14 protein-coding genes are annotated in these 20,658 nt (G+C 69.5%); 2 read left to right on the top strand and 12 right to left on the bottom strand.

What is annotated here, in order from left to right:
* Positions 1-95: 95 nt before the first annotated feature.
* The 7 genes from ACZ8ZB_RS26850 to ngcE form a co-directional block, all read right to left on the bottom strand.
* Entirely contained in the window at positions 96-1,388 is a 1,293-nt protein-coding gene (locus tag ACZ8ZB_RS26850; protein WP_470740190.1) for a sugar ABC transporter permease, read from the bottom strand.
* Positions 1,385-2,176 (bottom strand): ATP-binding cassette domain-containing protein, encoded by a 792-nt coding sequence (locus ACZ8ZB_RS26845; RefSeq protein ID WP_351997641.1) that lies wholly within the window; start codon positions 2,174-2,176, stop codon positions 1,385-1,387. Before ACZ8ZB_RS26845 ends, ACZ8ZB_RS26850 begins: the two co-directional genes overlap by 4 nt.
* A 182-nt stretch (positions 2,177-2,358) precedes the next feature.
* Positions 2,359-3,462, bottom strand: coding sequence for an ABC transporter substrate-binding protein (locus tag ACZ8ZB_RS26840; RefSeq protein WP_470741587.1), 1,104 nt, complete (start codon positions 3,460-3,462; stop codon positions 2,359-2,361).
* 134 nt (positions 3,463-3,596) lie between these two features.
* Positions 3,597-4,808, bottom strand: a complete 1,212-nt coding sequence (locus tag ACZ8ZB_RS26835; protein WP_470740189.1) for an ROK family transcriptional regulator — start codon at positions 4,806-4,808, stop codon at positions 3,597-3,599.
* A gap of 186 nt (positions 4,809-4,994) precedes the next feature.
* Positions 4,995-5,942: a carbohydrate ABC transporter permease gene (locus tag ACZ8ZB_RS26830; RefSeq protein ID WP_470740188.1), complete on the bottom strand. Its 948-nt coding sequence runs from the start codon at positions 5,940-5,942 to the stop codon at positions 4,995-4,997.
* 15 nt (positions 5,943-5,957) lie between these two features.
* On the bottom strand, positions 5,958-6,890 hold the full coding sequence (locus ACZ8ZB_RS26825) for a carbohydrate ABC transporter permease (RefSeq protein WP_470740187.1): 933 nt from the start codon (positions 6,888-6,890) through the stop codon (positions 5,958-5,960).
* A gap of 76 nt (positions 6,891-6,966) precedes the next feature.
* The gene (ngcE, locus tag ACZ8ZB_RS26820; RefSeq protein ID WP_470740186.1) at positions 6,967-8,430 is read right to left on the bottom strand and encodes an N-acetylglucosamine/diacetylchitobiose ABC transporter substrate-binding protein; all 1,464 of its coding nucleotides are present in this window, start codon (positions 8,428-8,430) and stop codon (positions 6,967-6,969) included.
* 374 nt (positions 8,431-8,804) lie between these two features.
* On the opposite strand from ngcE, the gene ACZ8ZB_RS26815 reads away from it, so the two are divergent.
* Together ACZ8ZB_RS26815 and ACZ8ZB_RS26810 are read left to right on the top strand one after the other, a co-directional pair.
* Positions 8,805-12,608, top strand: coding sequence for a GH92 family glycosyl hydrolase (locus ACZ8ZB_RS26815; protein WP_470740185.1), 3,804 nt, complete (start codon positions 8,805-8,807; stop codon positions 12,606-12,608).
* 154 nt (positions 12,609-12,762) lie between these two features.
* The gene (locus ACZ8ZB_RS26810; protein ID WP_470740184.1) at positions 12,763-14,724 is read left to right on the top strand and encodes an alpha-glucuronidase; all 1,962 of its coding nucleotides are present in this window, start codon (positions 12,763-12,765) and stop codon (positions 14,722-14,724) included.
* A gap of 159 nt (positions 14,725-14,883) precedes the next feature.
* Here ACZ8ZB_RS26810 and ACZ8ZB_RS26805 read toward each other — a convergent pair whose 3' ends face one another.
* Genes ACZ8ZB_RS26805 through ACZ8ZB_RS26785 form a run of 5 tightly spaced genes read right to left on the bottom strand, consistent with a single transcriptional unit; the run spans position 14,884 to position 20,652 of the window.
* A complete protein-coding gene (locus ACZ8ZB_RS26805) occupies positions 14,884-15,567 on the bottom strand; it encodes a hypothetical protein (RefSeq protein ID WP_470740183.1) in 684 nt (227 codons plus the stop codon).
* A complete protein-coding gene (locus ACZ8ZB_RS26800) occupies positions 15,564-17,081 on the bottom strand; it encodes a GH39 family glycosyl hydrolase (protein WP_470740182.1) in 1,518 nt (505 codons plus the stop codon). Before ACZ8ZB_RS26800 ends, ACZ8ZB_RS26805 begins: the two co-directional genes overlap by 4 nt.
* Positions 17,078-18,733, bottom strand: coding sequence for an ABC transporter substrate-binding protein (locus tag ACZ8ZB_RS26795; RefSeq protein WP_470740181.1), 1,656 nt, complete (start codon positions 18,731-18,733; stop codon positions 17,078-17,080). The genes ACZ8ZB_RS26800 and ACZ8ZB_RS26795 overlap by 4 nt, the downstream gene beginning before the upstream one ends.
* 51 nt (positions 18,734-18,784) lie before the next feature.
* Positions 18,785-19,666 (bottom strand): carbohydrate ABC transporter permease, encoded by an 882-nt coding sequence (locus ACZ8ZB_RS26790; protein ID WP_470740180.1) that lies wholly within the window; start codon positions 19,664-19,666, stop codon positions 18,785-18,787.
* Entirely contained in the window at positions 19,660-20,652 is a 993-nt protein-coding gene (locus ACZ8ZB_RS26785; protein ID WP_470740179.1) for an ABC transporter permease, read from the bottom strand. Before ACZ8ZB_RS26785 ends, ACZ8ZB_RS26790 begins: the two co-directional genes overlap by 7 nt.
* Between the last annotated feature and the right edge of the window lie 6 nt (positions 20,653-20,658).

The following is a 20,658-nucleotide window of genomic DNA, read 5'->3' as shown; positions in this document are numbered from 1 at the left end:
CTATGACATGACTGTTGCCCGGTACCTGGAGGCACCGGGCAACAGTCACACCCTCGAGGGGCGCGGGCGGCCACCGCGCGCCCGCGGCGGAGCGGTTACGCGCGCCCCGCGGTCTTCTGCGTCTTGCGGGTGACCGCGTCGATGATGACGGTGGCGAGCAGCACACCACCGGTGATCATGTACTGCACCGGGGAGGCGATGCCCTCCAGCGCGAGTCCGTACTGGATCGAGACGATGACCATCACACCGAGCAGCGCGTCCCACGTGCGGCCACGGCCGCCGAAGAGCGACGTACCACCGATGACGGCGGCGGCGATGACGTTCATCAGGAACTCACCGGTACCGGCGCCCTGGTTGGCGGAGGCGATCTTCGAGGCGACGAACAGGCCGCCGATCGCGGCGAACGTACCGGCGATCGCGAAGACCGAGATCCGGACCAGTTCCACGTTGATGCCGGCGCGGCGGGACGCCTCGACGCTGCCGCCGAGCGCGAACACCTTGCGGCCGTAGGAGGTACGGCGCAGCACGAAGTCCGTGAGGACCAGGAAGGCCAGGAAGATCACCACGGCCAGCGGCAGGCCCTTGTACTGGTTGAAGACGATCGCGACGGCGAAGGCCAGGACCGCGAGCAGCACGGTCCGCACGATGATCTCGTTCAGCGGGCGGGACGGCACACCGGCGGCCTCGCGGCGGCGGTTGTCGAAGAAGGCGGTGAGGAAGTACGCCACCGTCACGACGAGCGCCAGGCCGTACGCGGCGGCCACGTCCGAGAAGTAGTAGCTGGTCAGCTTGACGACCAGGCCGTCGGAGTCGAGGTTGATCGTGCCGTTGTCGCCCAGGATCTGGAGCATGAAGCCCTGCCAGAACAGCAGGCCGGCCAGGGTCACGGCGAAGGCCGGCACGCCGATCCGGGCGAAGATGACGCCGTGGATCGCGCCGGCGACCGTGCCGGTGAGGATCGCCAGCACCAGGGCCAGGATCTCGTTCATCCCGTGCGTGATGTTCAGCACCGCGAAGGTGGCGCCCGCGACACCGCTGACCGAGCCGACCGACAGGTCGATCTCCCCGAGCAGCAGGACGAAGACGATGCCGACGGCGATCAGGCCCGTGCCGACCATGGCGACGGACATGTCGGAGAAGTTGCCGGCGGTGAGGAAGTTGCTGTTCAGGCTGGTGAAGATGGCCCAGATGATCAGCAGGCCGACCACGACGGGGATGGAGCCGAGGTCGCCGGCCTTCATCTTCCGCTTGAACTCGTTGAGGTAACCCGCGAAGCCCTGCTCGCGCACCAGCAGCCGGGGGTCGACCGCGGTGACGGCCGCGGCGGCCGCCTGGGGGTTCTCGACGGCGTGGTCCTCGGTGGGGGTGGAGGTCTTTTCGGTGCTCACTTCTTGATCTCCCCATTGGTGCGCGCCGCACGACGGGTCACGGCGTTGTCCGTGGCGCCCGTGATGGCGGAGATGATTTCTTCCTGCGAGGTCGACTTGACCTCGAAGACGCCGTTGTTGCGCCCGAGGCGCAGGACGGCGACCTTGTCCGCCACGGCCTTCACATCGGCCATGTTGTGGCTGATGAGGATGACCGCGTGGCCGCGCTCGCGCAGCCGCTCGACGAGGTCGAGGACCTGCGCGGTCTGCTCGACGCCGAGGGCGGCGGTGGGCTCGTCCAGGATCACCAGCTTGGGCTCGCCGAGCATGGACCGGGCGATGGCCACGACCTGGCGCTGACCGCCGGAGAGGGAGGCGATCGGGATCCGGACGCTGGGGATGCGGATCGACAGGGTGTCGAGGAGCTCGCGGGAGCGGCGCTCCATCTCCACCTCGTCCAGGACTCCGCGCCTGCGGATCTCCCGGCCCAGGTAGAGGTTGCCGACGACGTCGATGTTGTCGCACAGCGCGAGGTCCTGGTAGACCGTCGCGATGCCCAGGTTCTGGGCGTCGTGCGGCTTGCTGATCTGGACGGTCTTGCCGTCCCACTCGATGGATCCCTCATCGATGGGGTGCACGCCGGCGATCGTCTTGACCAGCGTGGACTTTCCGGCGCCGTTGTCGCCCACCAGGGCGACCACCTCACCGGCGTGGACCTCAAGCTCTACGTCGGTGAGCGCCTGGACGGCACCGAAACGCTTGGAGACCCCGCGCAACGCCAGCACGGGCGTAGCGGACACGTGAACCATCTCCTTCGCCGCCTGACCCGGCGGGAGGTTGTGCAGAAGTTTGGGGGGGTGTTCCGTCCGGCGCCCCGCGTAGCTTGCGGGGCTGATGTGTGCGGGGCACCGGCGGAAGCGCGTGGCAGTCGGTCCCGTGCGGGGAGTCCGGGTCACGGACTCCCTGTTCCGTCACGGGAGGTGGGGACTGCTTACTTGAGGCCGATCTTGTCGCAGGCGGCCTTGTACTTGCCCGCGCAGATCTCCTCGACGGTGTAGACGCCGTCCTTGACCACGGTGTCGGCGATGTTCTTCTGGGTCAGCGACACGACCGGGACGAGCACCGCGGGGACGCCCTTGGTGGTGGGGCTGTCGACCTTGTCCTTGGCGACGGAGTCCAGCGACTTGCCCTGGGCGAGCGCGACGGCCATCTGCGCGGCGGCGTCGGCCTCCGGGGCGTACGGCTTGTAGACGCTCATGAACTGCTCGCCGGTGACGATGCGCTGCACGCCCGCGAGTTCGGCGTCCTGACCGGTGACCGGGACGTCCTTGATGCCGGCGGCCTTCAGGGCGGTGATGATGCCGCCCGCCATGCCGTCGTTGGCGGAGTAGACGCCGACGATCTTGTCCTTGCCGAGGGCGGAGATGGCGCCCTCCATGTTGGCGTTGGCGTTCTCCGGCTTCCACTCCTTGGTGTCGTACTCGCGGCCGACCTTCACCTTGCCGTCGAGGACGGAGTGCGCGCCCTCCTTGAACTGGGCGGCGTTCGGGTCGGTGGAGGACCCGTTCATCATGACGATCTGGCCGTCCTTGGCCTTGTCGCCCAGGGCCTCGAGGAGGGCCTCGCCCTGCGTCTTGCCGACGGTCACGTTGTCGAACGAGGTGTAGGCGTCGATCGGGCCCTCGGCGAGGCGGTCGTAGGCCACGACCGGGATGCCGGCGTCCTTGGCCTTCTTCACCGAGCCGGCGATGGCCTTGGAGTCCACCGCGTCGATGATGAGGACGTCCACCTTGTTGGTGATCATCGTCTCGACCTGCTGGTTCTGCAGGCTGGCGTCCTGCTTGGCGTTGTTGTAGACAACCTCGCCCTTGTTGTTCGTGAGCTCCTTGACCTTCTTCTCGATCAAGGGCTTGTCGAACTTCTCGTACCGCGCGGTCTGGTTCTCCGGCAGGAGCAGGCCGACCTTGATGTCATCGCCCTTGGCGGCGGAGTCGCCGGAGTCCTTCTTGTTGTCGCCCGACTCCTTGGCGCTGCCGCAAGCGGCGAGCGAGACGGCCATCGCACCGGCGGCGATGGCGAAGGCGGCACGACGCATACGCGTGTTCACTTCTACAAACCTCCCTGACGAGGCCGCGTCGTTGCGGCCGAGGTGGCTGGAAGTCAACTCGGCCGCACGTGCGACGTCAAGAAGTAAATCCTTAACGAGATGGCAACGGTGCCATCCGTTCTCTAAGTGAAGGCAGGGGTGGCCGCGGTCAGCGACCCGGTCGCAGTTCCGTCCAGAAGGGTCGAATCGCCCATCTCGCTCAGTGCGAGGGCGAGCGCTCCGAGCACCTCGGCACGGCCGCCAAGTGCCCCGGGGAGAACGGACAGTTGACGTGCCGCACTGGGGATCGCGTAGCGGCCGACGGACTCCCGGATGGGCCCGAGCACCAGCTCGCCGGCCTCGGCGAGATCACCGCCGAGGACCACCCGGCTCGGGTTCAACAGGTTGCAGAGATTGGCGACTCCGCTGCCGATGTGACGGCCGACGTCGGCGACCACCCGACGGCAGCCGGGGTCCCCGTCCCGCGCCAGCCGGACGATGCCCTCCATCGTCAGGTCGGTGCCGTGACTGGGCTGGAGCAGCGGGAGCACGTAGCGCGCGGCCGTGAAGGTCTCCAGGCAGCCGCGGTTGCCGCAGCGGCAGACGGGGCCGGACTCGTCGAGCGTGATGTGCCCGATCTCACCCGCGGTGCCGCCCGGACCGCGGTAGATCTTCCCGCTGATCACCAGGCCGGCGCCGACACCGCTGGCGACCTTGATGTACGCCAGGTCGCGCACGCCCCGGCCGCTCCCCCACACCATCTCGCCGAGGGCGCCGAGGTTGGCGTCGTTGTCCACGTGCACCGGCACGCCGAGCCGCCCCCGCAGCTCCTCGGCGGGCTTGGTGCCGGTCCAGCCGGGCAGGATGGCGGTCGAGCCCAGGGTCCCGGACTCCACGTCGATCGGCCCCGGTACGCCGAGGCCCACGCCCGCGACCTTGGACGGGTCCACCCCGGTCGCCTCGATCAGCCGCTTGACCAGCTGTTCCGCCCGGTCGAAACCCTGTGTCGAGGAGGCGTCCACGTCCAGCGGCTCGGACTCCTCGGCCAGCACCTGATGGGCGAGGTTCCCGACCGCCACCCGCAGGTGGGTGTGGCCGAAGTCGACCCCGACGACGATCCCGGCGTCCCCGCTCAGCGAGACGCTGCGCGCCCGGCGCCCGCCCGCCGAGGTGGGCGTGACCTCGACCGTCCCGCCGTCCTTCAGTTCCCGGACGATGTTGGAGACCGTGGCCGCGGACAGGCCGGTCGTCCTCGCGATCTCCGCCTGGGTGAGGGAACCCGCAAGACGTACTGCTCGGACGACCCGCTCCAGGTTTGCTCGGTGCAGCGACGACTGCGACCCCGGAGTCTCCACGACGACCTCCTGCGCACGGGGGCCGCTTCGGCGAGGCCCCTCTCAAGTGTCCAACTAGTGAACTCTAAGATGAGCTGTTCGGGTTGCCTCCCGTCAAGAGGTTGAACCGTTTCCGGGTCCGTGGACGCAGCGACACGCCCCCCTCCCAGGGACGGGAGCGGGGCGTGTACGAGGCGTTCCGAAGGGTCACTTCAAGGTGGCGGAGGTGAGCCCCGCCTGCACCTGGCGCTGGAAGGACAGGTAGACCACCAGCATGGGCACCATGGCGATCGTCACGCCCGCGAAGAGCACCGGGAGGTCGGAGGCGTAGCCCTGCTGCTGCTGGAGCTGGATGAGTCCCTGGGTCAGCACGTAGCGTTCCGGATCGTCACCGCTCTGCGGCTGCATCAGCACCGTCGGCAGGATGTACTGGTTCCACTGGCCCAGCGTGTTGAAGATGCCGACGCTCAGCAGACCGGGCTTGGCCATGGGGAGCATCACCTGGAAGAAGGTCCGGGTGTGCGAGGCGCCGTCGAGGACCGCCGCCTCGAAGACCGCCGTGGGCAGGGTCCGGAAGAAGGCGTGCAGGAAGAACACCGTGAACGGCAGCGAGTAGGCGACGTACACCAGGGCCAGCCCGTGGTAGGTGTTCAGCATGTCCAGCCGCTTGACCATGAAGAACAGCGGCACCAGGGCCAGGAAGACGGGGAACATCGCGCCGGCGACGAAGAAGTAGTACAGCAGGCGGTTGCCCCGGAACTCGTAGCGGGCCAGCACGTAGGCGGCCATGGACCCGAGCAGCATGGTCAGCGGCACCGAGATCGCCAGCACGATGACCGTGCTGGCGAAGTAGTCGCCGATTCCCTTCTCCCAGGCGCGGGAGAAGACGCCCGGGTCCCAGTTCCGCGGCCAGCCGAAGGCGGAGCCGCCGATCTGCGCGTCGGTCCGGAAGGAGCTGAGCACCAGCCACAGCAGCGGCAGCACGATCAGCACCGCCCACAGGGCGAGGAAGCCGTGCGAGAAGACGTTCAGCACGACGCCTTCGCCGCGCCGGTCGCCGGGGCGGGGGGCGCCCTTGCGCACCGGCCGCGTGGACGGGGCGGGGCCCTGGGTGGGGCCCTGGGTGGGGGCGGTTTCCTCGGGAGGTGCGCTCATCGTCGTTGCTCCGCCTCAGAACTCGATGCGCTCGCGACGGGTGGCGCGCAGCATGACCACGGACACGATCAGGGTGAGGAGCAGCATGACCACGCCCATGGCGCAGGCGTAGCCGCTCCGGCCGTACACGAGGAAGTTCCGCATCATCACGGTCGCCATGACCTCGCTGGCGTGGTCGGGGCCGCCGCCGTAGCCCCGGCCGGAGGTCATGGTGGAGACCAGGATGAACATGTCCATCGCCACGATGCCGAGATAGACCCAGGCGGTCTGCACGGAGTCCCACAGCAGCGGCAGGGTGATGCGGAAGAAGGACTGGGCCCGGCCGGCTCCGTCGATGAGCGCGGCCTCGTAGACGTCCCGCGGAATGGACTGCATGGCGGCGGAGAAGAGCACCAGGTAGAAACCGACGCCGTGCCAGACGACCACCGCGATGAGAGCCCACAGCACGAAGTCCGGCTCGTTGAGCCATTCCACGGGTTTGTTCTCGTCGACGAGTCCCAGTTCGATCAGGACCCCGTTGAGCATGCCGCCGCCGTCACTGCGGTAGACCGCACCGAAGAGGACGGCGAGGATCGCCAGCGACAGGACCTGCGGGAAGAAGTAGACGACCCGGTAGTACGCGGATCCGGCGACTCCGGACACCCCTCCGGAACGTCCGCGTCCGCCCGCGTTCAGCATGAAGGCGAAGAACAGCGAGAGCAGAATGGTGATCACCGGGATGAACACCAGGAACAGGATGTTGTGCCAGATGGCCCCCATGAAGATGTCGTCCCGGAACAACGCCGTGTAGTTGTCCAGGCCGACGAAATCGAAGGTCTGCGACTGCCCCTTCCAGTCGGTCAGCGAATAACCGAAGGTCTGGACGTACGGCCAGATCACGAAGATCAGGTAGAGCGCCACGGGAAGGAAGAGGAATCCCGCGACGAACCGGTGCTGCCCTTTGCGCATGACGGTCCTGCCCCTGGGTGTGGCCGCTGCGGGCCGGGAGTCGTCCCGGCCCGGAACGCGGTCGGTCGAGCGAGAATCAGTCGCGGTGGTTCTTCTTCGCGTCCGGGTCCTTGGCCTGCTTGTCGACCGCGGTCTGGGCCCGCTTGAGCCACTCCCTGGGCTGGATGCGCTTGGTCATCAGCTCGTTGGAGGCGTTCTCGATGGCGGAGTTCATCTCGCTGTACCACTCGGTGTACAGGTAGCGGAAGGTGTTGTCGCCGGCCGCCTTGGAGGCCTCGACGGTGGACTGGGTGCCCGGCCGCAGCCGGACGTCCGGATCGACACCGTCCTTCAGGATGGTCAGCGAGTTCGCCTCCTTGGCGAACAGCGTCGACCACTCCCTGGAGAGCATCATCCGCATGAACTCCTTGGCCGCGGGGAGGTTCCTGGCCTTGGACGGGATGATGAACGGCTCGCCGGAGCCGGCCCGGATCGCCTCGAACGGCAGCGCGCTGTCCGGCAGCAGCGGCATCGGCAGGAACTTCATGTCGAAGTCCGCCGGTGTCGTCTTGAGCTGCTCGTTCTCGAGCCAGGAACCGCTGGTGATGAAGGCGGCCTTGTACTGGTTCCAGCGGGTCTGCGACTCGGTGTGGGTCAGGCCGTTCGTCCCGGGCATCAGACAGCCCTTCTCGACGACCTCGTAGACGGCCTCGACGGCCTCGGTCGCGGCGTCGGAGCCCACGAACGCCTTGGGGTCGAGGTTGTCGATCGCCTTCATGGCGTCCAGGCCGCCCTTCTTGGCGATCAGGTCCATGATGGCGACGTTGATGTAGTACGGGTACTTGCCCTGGTGGGCGAGGCCGCCGATGCCCTGGGCCTTGGCGTCCTCGCAGACGGCGAGGAAGTCGTCCCAGGTCCTGGGCGCCTCCCAGCCCTTCTCCCGGAAGAGCTTGCCGGAGTACCACAGGCCCCACACCGTGTAGATGTAGTTGAGGGCGACGACCTTGCCCTCCTGCATGCCGGCGTCGAGCGTGCCGGGGATCAGGGTGTCGCGGACCTTCGTGCCCGGGTCGTCGACGGACGGGGCGTCCAGCACTTCGGCGAGGTCGAGGAGCTGGCCGTTCTTGTGCAGCACGTCGATCGGGATCTGCTGATTGCCGGAATCGTCGACGATGTCCGGCGGGTTGCCGGCGTTGAAGCGGGGCTGGAGCTTGCCCGTGATCTCCTGGGTGCCGGTGTGGACGGAGGTGACGCCCCACTTCTTCTCGAACGCGGCCTCCCACGCCTTGGCGTAGTCGTCGCCGTAACCGCCCTTGAAGATGACGACGTCGAGTTTGCTGCCCTCCTTGACACCGAACGGGTTGGACTCGGACGCCTTTCCCTCGTTCTCGCCGGAATTGTCGTCTCCGCCCCCGCTGGCGCACGCGGACAGGAAGCTCATCGCCGGTACGGAAACCAGGCCGAGCGCGGCGGACCGCTTGATCAGCGCGCGGCGTCCCACGCCGGTGCCGTGGTTCTCGGTGAAACCGGAGCCGTCGTTCTCGGCGGAAGTGGATCCCATGCTCAAGTCCTCGCCTTCTCCAGGACTCAGGCGGTGAACCGGATCCTCCCCGGCACCGCGTTCGGGTCAAGCTGGGTCGTGCAGGAGGTGCGGCTGGTACTGGTCGGGTGCGGTGAAGACGCCCCGGAGTGCCGACAGGTATAGTCCACTTCACGCCGACGGAGCAAGATCGAAGGCAAAGTTCGCCTCCGGTCTTTTCCGAGTTGAGACCTCGCGGAAATATCGGCCTCCGGCGCGTTCCCCGACGGGGAAATCATCGCCGTCGGACTGGAATGCCACATTCAACACCCTTGACACCAGCGGTCGCTTGACGCCCTACTGGACCTTGCGCATCCGATTGACAACGTTGTCCAGCGCAGGGAGGGTCCGCACGCATGCACAGCAGGGTTCGGCACAGATGGGGGACGGCGGTCGTCGCGGCGACCGCCTTCGCTCTGGCCGCGGGTTCCCAGGGCGTCGCGGTGGCGCTGCCCCAGGCTCCGCCGAAGGCGGACCGTGAGTTCGCGTCGTCGTTCGAGTCCGGGGAGCCCGCCCCGGACTGGCTGAACACCGTCGACACCACGCGGGGCGGCGAGAAGCGCGCCTCGGGCGTGGACGGCGGTTACAGCTCCGGCATTCCGGGCAATGTCACCGACCACGTCACGGAGGTCCGCGCCAGCGCGGAGAACACCGGCGGCGGGGAGGTGAAGGAGAACCTCGTCGACGGCGAGCCGAGCAGCAAGTGGCTGGCCTTCGAGTCCACCGGCTGGGTGGAGTTCGACCTGAACGCCCCCGTGAAGGCGGTCCGTTACGCCCTCACCTCCGCCAACGACGCCGCCGAGCGCGACCCGAGGGACTGGACCCTCAAGGGCTCCACCGACGGCGAGGACTGGAAGACCCTCGACACCCGCTCGGGCGAGACGTTCGCGCAGCGCTTCCAGACCAAGCTCTACGACATCGACGCCTCCGCGGTCGCCGAGTACCGGCACTTCCGGCTGGAGATCACCAGGAACGGCGGCGGCGGCATCGTGCAGCTCGCCGACGTCCAGTTCTCCACCGGCGACGACGAGGCGCCCGTCCCGCAGGACATGCTCTCGCTGGTCGACCGCGGCCCCACCGGCTCGCCGACGGCCAAGGCGGGCGCCGGGTTCACCGGCAAGCGCGCCCTGCGGTACGCCGGCCGGCACACCGCCGACGGGCGGGCGTACTCGTACAACAAGGTGTTCGACGTCCACACGAGGGTCGAGCGGAACACCGAACTGTCGTACCGCGTCTTCCCCTCGATGGCGGACGGAGACCTCGACTACGACTCCACCAACGTCTCCGTCGACCTCGCCTTCACCGACGGCACCTACCTGAGCGACCTGCGCGCCACCGACCAGCACGGGTTCCCGCTCACCCCGCGGGGACAGGGCGCGTCGAAGATCCTCTACGTCAACCAGTGGAACAACGTGGTCTCCCGGATCGGCTCGGTGGCCGCCGGCAAGACCGTCGACCGGATCCTGGTCGCGTACGACTCCCCCAAGGGCGAGACCAAGTTCCGCGGCTGGCTGGACGACGTGGCGCTGAAGCCGGTCAAGCCCGAGCCGCCGAAGGCCCATCTCTCCGACTACGCGGTGACGACCCGGGGCACCAACTCCAGCGGCGGCTTCTCGCGCGGCAACAACTTCCCCGCGACGGCGGTGCCGCACGGGTTCAACTTCTGGACCCCGGTCACCAACGCCGGTTCGCTGAGCTGGCTGTACGACTACGCGCGGGGCAACAACGCGGACAACCTGCCGACGATCCAGGCGTTCAGCGCGAGCCACGAGCCGAGCCCGTGGATGGGCGACCGGCAGACCTTCCAGGTGATGCCGTCGGCCGCCTCCGGCACCCCGGACACCGGCCGTGAGGAGCGCGAGCTGGCGTTCCGGCACGAGAACGAGACCGCGCGGCCGTACTACTACGGCGTGCGGTTCGAGAACGGTCTGAAGGCCGAGCTGGCGCCGACCGACCACGCGGCGGCGATGCGCTTCACCTTCCCCGGCGACGACGCGAGCGTGCTGTTCGACAACGTCACCGACCAGGCCGGCTTGACCCTCGACGAGGAGAACGGCACCTTCACCGGCTACTCGGACGTCAAGTCCGGGCTGTCCACGGGCGCCACCCGGCTGTTCGTGTACGGCGAGTTCGACAAGGAGGTCGTCGAGGGCGACGCCGAGGGCGTCAAGGGATACCTGCGCTTCGACGCCGGCGAGGACCGCACGGTCACGCTGCGCCTGGCCACCTCCCTGATCGGCGTCGACCAGGCGAAGGACAACCTGCGCCAGGAGATCGGCAGGCGCACCTCCTTCGACGAGGTCAAGCGCGACGCCCAAAAGCAGTGGGACGGGATCCTCGGCAAGGTCGAGGTCGAGGGCGCCACGCCGGACCAGCTGACCACGCTGTACTCCAGCCTCTACCGGCTGTACCTGTACCCGAACTCGGGTCACGAGAAGGTGGACGGGAAGTACAGGTACGCCTCTCCCTTCTCCAAGATGGAGTCGGCCGACACCCCGACGCACACCGGCGCGAAGATCGTCGACGGCAAGGTGTACGTCAACAACGGCTTCTGGGACACCTACCGGACCACCTGGCCGGCGTACTCCTTCCTGACCCCGTCCAAGGCCGGTGAGCTGGTCGACGGTTTCGTGCAGCACTACAAGGACGGCGGCTGGACCTCACGCTGGTCCTCCCCCGGCTACGCCGACCTGATGACCGGCACCTCCTCGGACGTCGCGTTCGCCGACGCGTACGTCAAGGGCGTCGACTTCGACGCGGAGGCCGCGTACGACGCGGCGGTGAAGAACGCCACCGTCGTGCCCCCGTCGTCCGGTGTGGGCCGCAAGGGCATGGCGACCTCGCCGTTCCTCGGCTACACCGGCACCGAGACGCACGAGGGCCTGTCGTGGGCGCTGGAGGGCTTCCTCAACGACTACGGCATCGCGAGGATGGGCGAGGCCCTCCACGAGAAGACCGGCGAGAAGCGCTACCAGGAGGAGTCGGCGTACTTCCTCGACCGTGCGCAGGACTACGTCAACCTGTTCGACTCCGAGGCCGACTTCTTCCAGGGCAGGAACGCCGAGGGCGACTGGCGGGTCGAGTCCTCGACGTACGACCCGCGCGTGTGGGGCCACGACTACACCGAGACCAACGGCTGGGGCTACGCCTTCACCGCCCCGCAGGACAGCCGGGGCCTGGCCAACCTCTACGGCGGCCGGGACGGCCTCGCCGACAAGCTCGACGAGTACCTCTCCACCCCCGAGACGGCCTCCCCCGAGTTCAAGGGCTCCTACGGCGGCGTCATCCACGAGATGACCGAGGCGCGGGACGTCCGGATGGGCATGTACGGCCACTCCAACCAGGTCGCCCACCACGCCCTGTACATGTACGACGCGGCCGGGCAGCCCTGGAAGACCCAGGAGAACGTGCGCGAGGTGCTGTCCCGCCTCTACACCGGCAGCGAGATCGGCCAGGGCTACCACGGCGACGAGGACAACGGCGAGCAGTCGGCCTGGTACCTGTTCTCCTCGCTCGGCTTCTACCCGCTGGTGATGGGCAGCGGCGAGTACGCCATCGGCTCCCCGCTGTTCAAGAAGGTCACCGTGCACCTGGAGAACGGCCGCGAGCTGGTCGTCAAGGCGCCGAGGAACAGCGCGAAGAACGTCTACGTGCAGGGCCTGAAGGTCAACGGCAAGCGCTGGAACTCCACTTCGCTGCCGCACTCGGTGGTCTCCAGGGGCGGTGTCCTGGAGTTCGACATGGGCCCGCGTCCGTCGTCGTGGGGCACCGGCGAGAACGCGGCTCCCGTGTCGATCACGAAGGACGACGAGGTGCCCACGCCCCGCGAGGACGCGCTGGAGGGCGCCGGCGCCCTGTTCGACGACACGTCGGCGACCGGCGCCACGGTGACCACCGTGGAGCTGCCCGTCACCGGGGACACCGAGGCGGTGCAGTACACGCTGACCTCCTCGGACCGCGCCGAGGCGCCCACGGGCTGGGTGCTCCAGGGCTCGGCCGACGGGGAGAAGTGGACCGACCTGGACCGGCGGACGGGCGAGACCTTCCGCTGGGACCGGCAGACCCGCGCCTTCTCGGTCGAGAAGCCGAAGTCCTACGGCCACTACCGGCTGGTGCTGACCGGCGAGGCGACGCTGGCGGAGGTGGAACTGCTGGGCTGACAGCAGCCCGCCCGGCGGGTCCGGACCTCGTCCGGGCCCGCCTCTCCCGTGGATTACCCCAGGCCGTCGGGTATCTCTCCGGTCCCCGGCACACCAGAATGAGGGCGGCCCCCGGTGCTCCCCGGGCGGCGCTTCCAGGGCGGGGAGAGCACGGATGACGCACTCGGGCGACTTCGACGCGGCCTGGCTGCCGGCGGACGCGTTCCGGGCGGTCGGCAGCCGGTGTTCGCTGCTCCGCGCCGCCGACGCCGGGCCTCTGGTGGAGACGGTGCACGGCGAACTGGCCGACGCCTGCGAGCGGTTCGGCGGGCGGGTCGTGCGAGGCGGCGGCGAGGACGCCGAACTGGTGCTCGAACTGGCCGACGGGCCGGACGACGAGGGTTTCGCGCTGACGCGCCGGGACGGCGTCACGACCGTCGCCGCGTCCGGCGGACGGGGGCTGCTGTACGGCCTGTTCCACGTCGTACGGCTCGGGGAGGACGCCTTCGCCGGTGAGTGGACCCGCGAGGAGCACCGTCCGGCGCACGCCTCGCGCATGCTGGACCACTGGGACAACGTGGCCGTGCACCCGGTCATGGGCCAGGTCGAACGCGGCTACGCGGGCGGTTCGCTGTTCTGGGCCGACGGCCGGGCGCGCGGTGACCTCGACCGGGTGCGGGCGTACGGCAGGCTGCTCGCGGCCTGCGGGATCAACGCCGTCGCCGTCAACAACGTCAATGTGCACCAGGCCGAGGCGCACCTGCTCACCGACCGGATCGGCGAGGTCGCCGCCCTCGCCGGCGCGTTGCGTCCGTACGGCATCCGCACCCACCTGTCGGTCACCTTCGCCGCGCCGATGGTGCTGGGCGGACTGCCCACCGCCGACCCGCTGGACGGGGCGGTGCGCGCCTGGTGGGCCGGGGCGACCCGGCGGGTGTACGAGGCGATCGGCGACTTCGGCGGGTACGTCGTCAAGGCCGACTCGGAGGGGCAGCCGGGCCCGTTCGCGTACGGCCGCTCGCACGCCGACGGCGCGAACATGCTGGCCGCCGCGCTGGAGCCGTACGGCGGCACGGTGCACTGGCGGGCGTTCGTCTACGACCACCGCCAGGACTGGCGGGACCGGAGCACCGACCGGGCGCGGGCCGCGTACGACCACTTCACCCCGCTGGACGGCCGGTTCGCGGCGAACGCGGTGCTCCAGGTCAAACACGGGCCGATGGACTTCCAGGCGCGCGAGCCGGTCTCCCCGCTGATCGGCGCGATGCCGGGCACCCGGCTCGCGGTGGAACTCCAGGCCACGCAGGAGTACACCGGGCAGCAGCGGCACACCTGCTGGCTGGGGCCGATGTGGAGCGGGGTGCTGCGGTTCCGGCCGGACGGCGAGGTGAGCGCCGGGCGGCTCGCGGACGGTCTGGTGGCCGTGTCGAACGCCGGCGACGACCCGTTCTGGACCGGCCATCCCCTCGCGCAGGCCAACCTGTACACCTTCGGGCGGCTGGCCTGGGACCCGGCGGCGGATCCGCGGGCGGTCCTCGGCGAGTGGATCGCCCTGACCCATCCGGGGGCGGAGCGGCGGCTGGCCGACGGGCTGCACGCGGTGCTCGACGGCTCCTGGTCGACGTACGAGAAGTACACCGCCCCGCTCGGGGTGGGCTTCATGGTGCAGCCGGGCCACCACTACGGCCCGAGCGTCGACGGCTACGAGTACAGCCCGTGGGGCACCTACCACTTCGCCGACCGGGACGGCGTCGGCGTCGACCGGAGCAGGGCGACCGGCACCGGGTACGCCGGTCAGTACGCCGAGCCGTGGTCCACGCTGTACGAGTCGCCGGAGACCTGCCCGGACGAACTGCTGCTGTTCTTCCACCACGTGCCGTACGGCCATGTGCTGCACAGCGGGAGGACGGTGATCCAGCACATCTACGACACGCACTTCGAGGGTGTCGAGGAGGCCGGGGAGGCCCGCCGGGTGTGGGCGGGCCTCGCGGGCCTGATGGACCCGGCGCGCCACGCGCGGGTGGCACAGCGGTACGAGGAGCAGCTCCGCTGTGCCCGGGAGTGGCGCGACCAGGTCAACAGCTACTTCTTCCGCAAGTCGGGGGTGCCGGACGAGCGGGGGCGGACGGTCTTCTGACGTCGCCGCCGTGCGCCCGGCCGCGGGGCGCGCCGGGAAGCGAGCGGGCAACTCCCCTGCTGTGGTGCGCCGGTGTCCTCGGTCGAACGGCTTCGGATCGCCCCCCACTGCTCGGGTCGTGGTCGCCGCCGTAGGGGGTCTTCGGGGTGCGGGGCGGGGTCATGCGGTGAAGTCCTCCTGGGTCTCGGCGATCACCGAGCGGCTGCTGTGCAGCAGGGACAGCAGCAGGGGGGCGGCGAGCAGGGCGGACAGGGCCTCGGTGAGCAGGGCGGTGCCGGCGGCGGTGAGGATCAGCAGCGAGAGGGCGCCGAGGGTGGCACGGGGGTGCCGCGGCAGGAAGTGGGCGGCGAGGCGGGCGGTGTCGCGGGTGCGGAAGGTGAACAGGGTGGTGAGGACCAGGGCGTGCGCGCCCCACAGCAGGGAGCCCGTGCCGGTCAGCGCGAGCAGCAGCGCCCACCAGCCGGGGAGTCCCGTGGCGGGGAAGTGGGTGAGGGTGAAGGCGATCACCGTGAGCCAGGCGAGCAGCGGCGCCCACAGCTTCAGCACGGGTACGGCGTTCAGCCGCCAGCCGCGCAGGAAGGCGCGGGCCGGCTGGAGCGCGGTGAGGTCGCGGCCGCGGCGGTGCAGGGCGTAGAGGGCGGCGGAGGCGGCCGGCCCCAGGGGCAGCAGGCAGAGGGCGGCGAGGGGCAGGTTGGCGGGGTCGGGGGCGAGCAGGAAGAGGCCGGCGAGGCCCGGCGCCGCGGTGAGCAGCAGCAGGGCCTCGACGGTGACGAGCGTGTGGACCAGGGCGGCGGCGCGGGACAGCGGGCCGGCGCCGAAGACGTCGGTCCCCGCGGTGCTCACGGGATCTCCCGGCCGAGCAGCCGCCGCTCGTCCCACCAGGGCGGGGTCTCGTCGTGGACCGGGGTCAGCTCGACGAGGGTGATCTCGTGGCGGGCCAGGGTGAGGACGAGGTCGACGCGGCCGTCCTCGATCGGCAGCCGGCGGTGGGAGCGGGCCGGTTCGGAGGCCTCGTGCAGGACGTCGAGCTGCCCCGGCTTCGGGGAGCGGGGGCTGCCCATGTGCCGCCAGGCGGTGTACGCGTTGCCGCGCTCCTCGTCGACGCCGGAGCGGCGCACGAACGCCTCACCGCGCGGGGCGGTGCCGACCGGCAGGGACAGGCGCAGGGTGTGCCGGTCCGGGCCGGGTGTCTCCCCCGTCGGGTCGACGGGGGCCCAGGCGAGGACGGCGACCCGGCCGTCGGGGTGCCGGGTCACCAGGTGGTCCTCGCCCCGCGCCAGTCGTTCCTCGCCCGTGCGGGCCATGAAGGCGTACAGGTGGTAGGCCGGTTTGCGCACCTGGCGGTGGGTGAGCAGGCCGAAGCCTCCGTGGAAGAGCGCGGTGGGGATGCCGGCCTCCTCGAAGACGTCGCTGAACGTCCAGTAGGAGAAGGAGTCGGCGTGGTCGCCGCCGGCCGCCACCACCGGGGCCAGGTAGGCGGCGTGGAAGGCGGTGTCGTGGACGGGGTTGTCGGGCCGGTAGGAGGAGTTGAACTCGGTGATGTGGACGGGCAGGCCCGCCAGCCGGGTGCCCTCGAGGGTCCGGCGCGGCTCGGCGAACTGGTCGAGGAGGTCGCTCGCCGGGGCGAGCGTCTGGTGGACGCCGAACGGGACGTGCCGGGCGGGTCCGGAGCTGTAGGCGTGGCGGGAGACGAAGTCGACGGGTACGTCCCGGTCTTCGGCGAACTCGGCGAACCGCTCCAGCCAGCCGTCGGCGCCGGGCGAGAGCGCCGGGCCGCCGACCCGCAGCCGGTCGTCCACCTCCTTCACGGCGTGCGCGGTCGTCTCGTACAGCCGGTGGTAGGCCGCCTGGTCGGCGCCCGGCCAGAAGTCGGGCAGGTCGGGCTCGTTCCACACCTCGACGGGCCAGGTGCGCACCTCGTCGGCGCCGTAGCGGTCGACGAGGTGGGCGAGGACGGCGCGGACCAGGTCCGCCCACTCCTTCTCGTCGGCGGGCGGGGTGACGTTGCCCCTCCACCAGAAGACCGTCTGCTCCCCCGAGGCCAGCGCGCCCGGTGTGAAGCCGAGTTCGAGGAAGGGGCGGATGCCGAGGCCGCGGCAGGCGTCGAGCACCTGGTCGAGGTAGGTGAACGAGTGGTGGGTGCGGCGGGCGCCCTGCCACGCGTAGGGGCGGTGGATGCCGAGGCCGTCGCTGAGCAGGCCGTGGCCGCGCAGGTACCGGAAGCCGATGTCGCGCTGGAGCAGGGCGAGGGAGTCCTGGTAGTCGCGGCGCAGGGCGAGGTCGAGGCGGCCGGTGCCGACGCAGCTCCGCCAGGCGCCGGTCAGCCGTCCGGCCGGCTCCTCGGGGACGCGGATCACGCGTTCTCCTTCTCGAACCGCTCGCGGGCCCGGTTGTGCAGGTCGATGAACCGGTCCATGTTCTTGGCCTTCAGCTCCTCGACGTAGTCGTCCCACTCGGACAGCGGGCGCTTGCCGAGGGCGAACCGGAGGGTGTTCTGGGTGACGTGGTCCTTCAGCGGGGTGTCCCAGAGGGTGGCCTGTTCCTGTTCCTCGGCGCGCAGCGGGTGGGGCGGGTCGACGGGCAGCTGTTCGCGGGAGGCCATGGCGTCGGCGAACTCCTTCTCGTCGGGGCCGAAGGAGGAGGAGACCAGGGCCCGGCTGCCGCCGTAGGCGAAGACGCCGTTGTGGAAGCCGAAGTCCTTCTGGAGGTCCTTCGGGGCGTCCGGGTCGGAGCCCATGAGGCTGATGCCCGGCTCGAGTTCGTACCTCCCGGGGCCGGAGCGGGTGAAGGTGGTGTTCTCCACGCCCCACTTGCTGAACTCCTGGCCGGCGTCGGAGTACCAGAGCCAGTCCACGAACTGCATCAGGGCGACGAAGTCGTCGCTCTCCAGCGCCTTGCTGGAGATCATCATGCCGTTCTCCAGGCGGGCGCCGCCCAGCACGACCGGTCCGGCGGGCCCGATCGGCACCGGGATCATCTCGATGGTGGCGCCCTTGACCTGCTTGCCGAGGTTGTAGCGGTAGTTCTGCACCAGCTCCTGCGGGTTGGCGCTGATCGCGAAGGACTTCTCCGAGAGGATCTTCCGGACCGCCTCGTCGTCGGTCTGGGTGAAGCTCTCGGGATCCATCAGCTTCTCCGCGACCAGCTTGTGCAGGTACTCGACGAACCCGCGGTAGGCGTCGGTGGCGCCGGTGAAGACGAACGTCCGCGCCTTCGGGTCCCAGCTGGTGTTCAGGTACGACCAGCCGGCCCGGACGCCGTACGCCTGGCCCAGGTACTGGGACAGCGCGCCGACGGGGAAGGGGGTGTTGGTGCTCCAGCGGTCGGTGAAGGGGTAGCGGTCGGGGTACTCCTCCTTGAGCGCCTTGAAGGTCGTGTACACCTCGTCCCAGGTGGTGGGCAGGCTCAGGCCGTGGCGGTCGAGGACGTCGGTGCGGAGGGCCAGCGAGTAGCTCTGCCTGGCCTTCTCGTGCAGTCCGGGCAGCAGGTAGAAGCGGCCGTCGGACTGGCGCAGCGAGTCGACCTCCGGTTGGAGGTTCCACCTCTTCACCTTGTCCCGGAAGTTGGGCATCAGGTCCAGGTGGTCGCTGACCGGGAGGATCGCGCCCGAGGAGACGAACGCGGTCTCCTGGCCCGGGTAGGTCTTGGGGATGAGGAGGGGGGCGTCGCCCGCGCCGATCAGCAGGCTGCGCTTCTTCTCGTAGTCGCTCAGCGGGACCGGGGTGGCCTTGAGGGTGATGCCGGTGCGCCGGGTGAGCTCCTTCCAGAACAGCCAGTCGCCCTTCAGCGGGTAGACCGGGTTGTTGTTGTGCAGGAGGGAGAAGGCCAGCGGCTCGGTGGCCTTGAACTGCTCGCCGGCGCGGTAGTTCTTCATGGCGCCCTTGCGCTTCTTCGACAGGTCCTCGGCGTCGCCGCCGTCGCCTCCGCCGCAGCCGGTGAGGGCGGCGAGGCCGATGAATCCGGCGGCGCCGAGGATCTGGCGCCGCGACAGCTGTCCGGTGTTCTTCACGGGGACTCCCTTGGTGCGTCGGCGGTTCGGGGGAGGGGGAGGGTTCGGCCGTCAGCCCTTGACCGCGCCGAGCATCACGCCCGAGACGAAGTAGCGCTGCACGAACGGGTAGAGGCAGAGGATCGGCAGCGAGGTGAGCACGATCGTGACCGCCTGGATGTTCGCCGAGACCTGGGTGAGCTGCTCGGTGGCCGCGCCGGCGCCGGCGCCCCCGGTGGCGCCCGCGAGCAGGTTGCGCAAGTAGACCGTGACCGGCATCAGTTCGGTGCGGTCCATGTAGAGGAACGCCGAGAACCAGGAGTTCCAGAAGGACACCGAGTAGAAGAGCACCATGGTCGCGACGACCGCCTTGGACAGTGGCAGCACGATCCGCAGCAGGACGCCGTACGTGCTGAGGCCGTCGAGCTGTGCGGCCTCCTCCAGTTCCGACGGCAGGCTCTCGAAGAAGGCCTTCATCACCAGCAGGTTGAAGACGCTGATCGCGTTCGGCAGGGCGATCGCCCACACGCTGTTCTTCAGGCCGAGGCTGGTGATCAGGACGTAGTGGGGGATGAGGCCGCCGGTGAAGAACATGGTGAAGACGGCGATCCCGACGAGGGCGCCGCGCCCCTTGAGGTTCCTCTTCGACAGGACGTAGGCGTAGCAGGTGGTCAGCACCATGGCGACGGCGGTGGAGACCACCGTGTAGAGGACGGTGTTGCCGTAGTTGCGCCAGAACATCGGGTCGGAGACGACGATCTCGTACGTGGTGAGGTTGAACCCCTTGGGCCACAGGGTCACTTCACCGGCGCGGATCTGCCGCTCCCCGCTGAACGAGCGGGCGATGATGTTGACGAAGGGGTACAGCGTCACCAGGACCACGAGGGTGAGGATCACGCCGTTGACGCCCTGGAAGACGCGGCGGCCGCGGGTCGGCCGGTGGACGCTCACCACAGGCTCGTCCCCGTCGTGCGGCGCGACAGCTGGTTGGCCGAGGTGATCAGCACCAGGCCGATGACCGCCTCGAACAGTCCGATCGCGGCGGCGTAGCTGAAGCTGTTGGACTCCACACCGGTCCGGTAGAGGTACGTGGAGATCACGTCGGCGGTCGGATAGGTCAGCGGGTTGTAGAGCAGCAGGACCTTCTCGAAGCCGACGGCCATGAACGTGCCGATGTTGAGGATCAGCAGCGTGATCATGGTGGGGCGGATGCCGGGCAGGGTGACGTGCCAGGTCTGCCGCCAGCGGCCCGCGCCGTCGATGCGGGCGGCCTCGTACAGGTCCTCGTCGATGGTGGTGAGCGCGGCGAGGTAGAGGATCGTGCCCCAGCCGGCGGTCTGCCAGACCTCCGAGCCGACGTAGACGGTGCGGAACCACTCGGGTTCCTGGATGAACCGGACCGGGTCGTGCCCGAACCAGCCCAGGACGTGGTTGACCGGGCCGTCCGTGGCGAGCATCTGCAGCGTGATGCCGGCGACGATCACGATCGACAGGAAGTGCGGCAGGTACGACACCGACTGCACGAACCGCTTCAGTGACGTCCTGCGGACCTCGTTCAGCAGCAGGGCGAGCACGACGGGGACCGGGAAGCAGAAGACGAGCGTGAGTCCGCCCAGCCACAGGGTGTTCCTGAACACCTGCCAGAAGGTGGGGTCGGACAGGAACATCTCGACGTAGCGCAGCCCCACCCAGTACTCGCCGAAGACCGAACCGCCCGGCTCGAACCGGCGGAACGCGATCACGTTGCCGATCATCGGCAGATAGCGGAACACCAGGAAGAACAGCAGCGGCAGCACGGCCAGGGAGTACAGCTGCCAGTCCCTGCGCAGCGCGCGCCGCCGGCCGGTGCGGGCGGGCGGGCGCGTGCGCCGCGGGAGCGTCTTCGCCGGCGGCGGGTCCTGCGCGCCCGGCGGTGGGGCCGACGTGGTCGGGGTGCTCATTGCTCG

This window comes from Streptomyces sp. 12E, from assembly GCF_055633275.1.
This window is presented reverse-complemented; position numbering and strand designations above follow the sequence as displayed.

What these genes read in the sequence shown, in the direction of transcription:
- ACZ8ZB_RS26845 (WP_351997641.1), bottom strand. Translation starts at nt 2,176, where the DNA reads ATGGTTCACGTGTCCGCTACGCCCGTGCTGGCGTTGCGCGGGGTCTCC.
- ACZ8ZB_RS26840 (WP_470741587.1), bottom strand. Translation starts at nt 3,462, where the DNA reads ATGCGTCGTGCCGCCTTCGCCATCGCCGCCGGTGCGATGGCCGTCTCG.
- ACZ8ZB_RS26830 (WP_470740188.1), bottom strand. Translation starts at nt 5,942, where the DNA reads ATGAGCGCACCTCCCGAGGAAACCGCCCCCACCCAGGGCCCCACCCAG.
- ACZ8ZB_RS26825 (WP_470740187.1), bottom strand. Translation starts at nt 6,890, where the DNA reads ATGCGCAAAGGGCAGCACCGGTTCGTCGCGGGATTCCTCTTCCTTCCC.
- ngcE (WP_470740186.1), bottom strand. Translation starts at nt 8,430, where the DNA reads ATGGGATCCACTTCCGCCGAGAACGACGGCTCCGGTTTCACCGAGAAC.
- ACZ8ZB_RS26815 (WP_470740185.1), top strand. Translation starts at nt 8,805, where the DNA reads ATGCACAGCAGGGTTCGGCACAGATGGGGGACGGCGGTCGTCGCGGCG.
- ACZ8ZB_RS26810 (WP_470740184.1), top strand. Translation starts at nt 12,763, where the DNA reads ATGACGCACTCGGGCGACTTCGACGCGGCCTGGCTGCCGGCGGACGCG.
- ACZ8ZB_RS26785 (WP_470740179.1), bottom strand. Translation starts at nt 20,652, where the DNA reads ATGAGCACCCCGACCACGTCGGCCCCACCGCCGGGCGCGCAGGACCCG.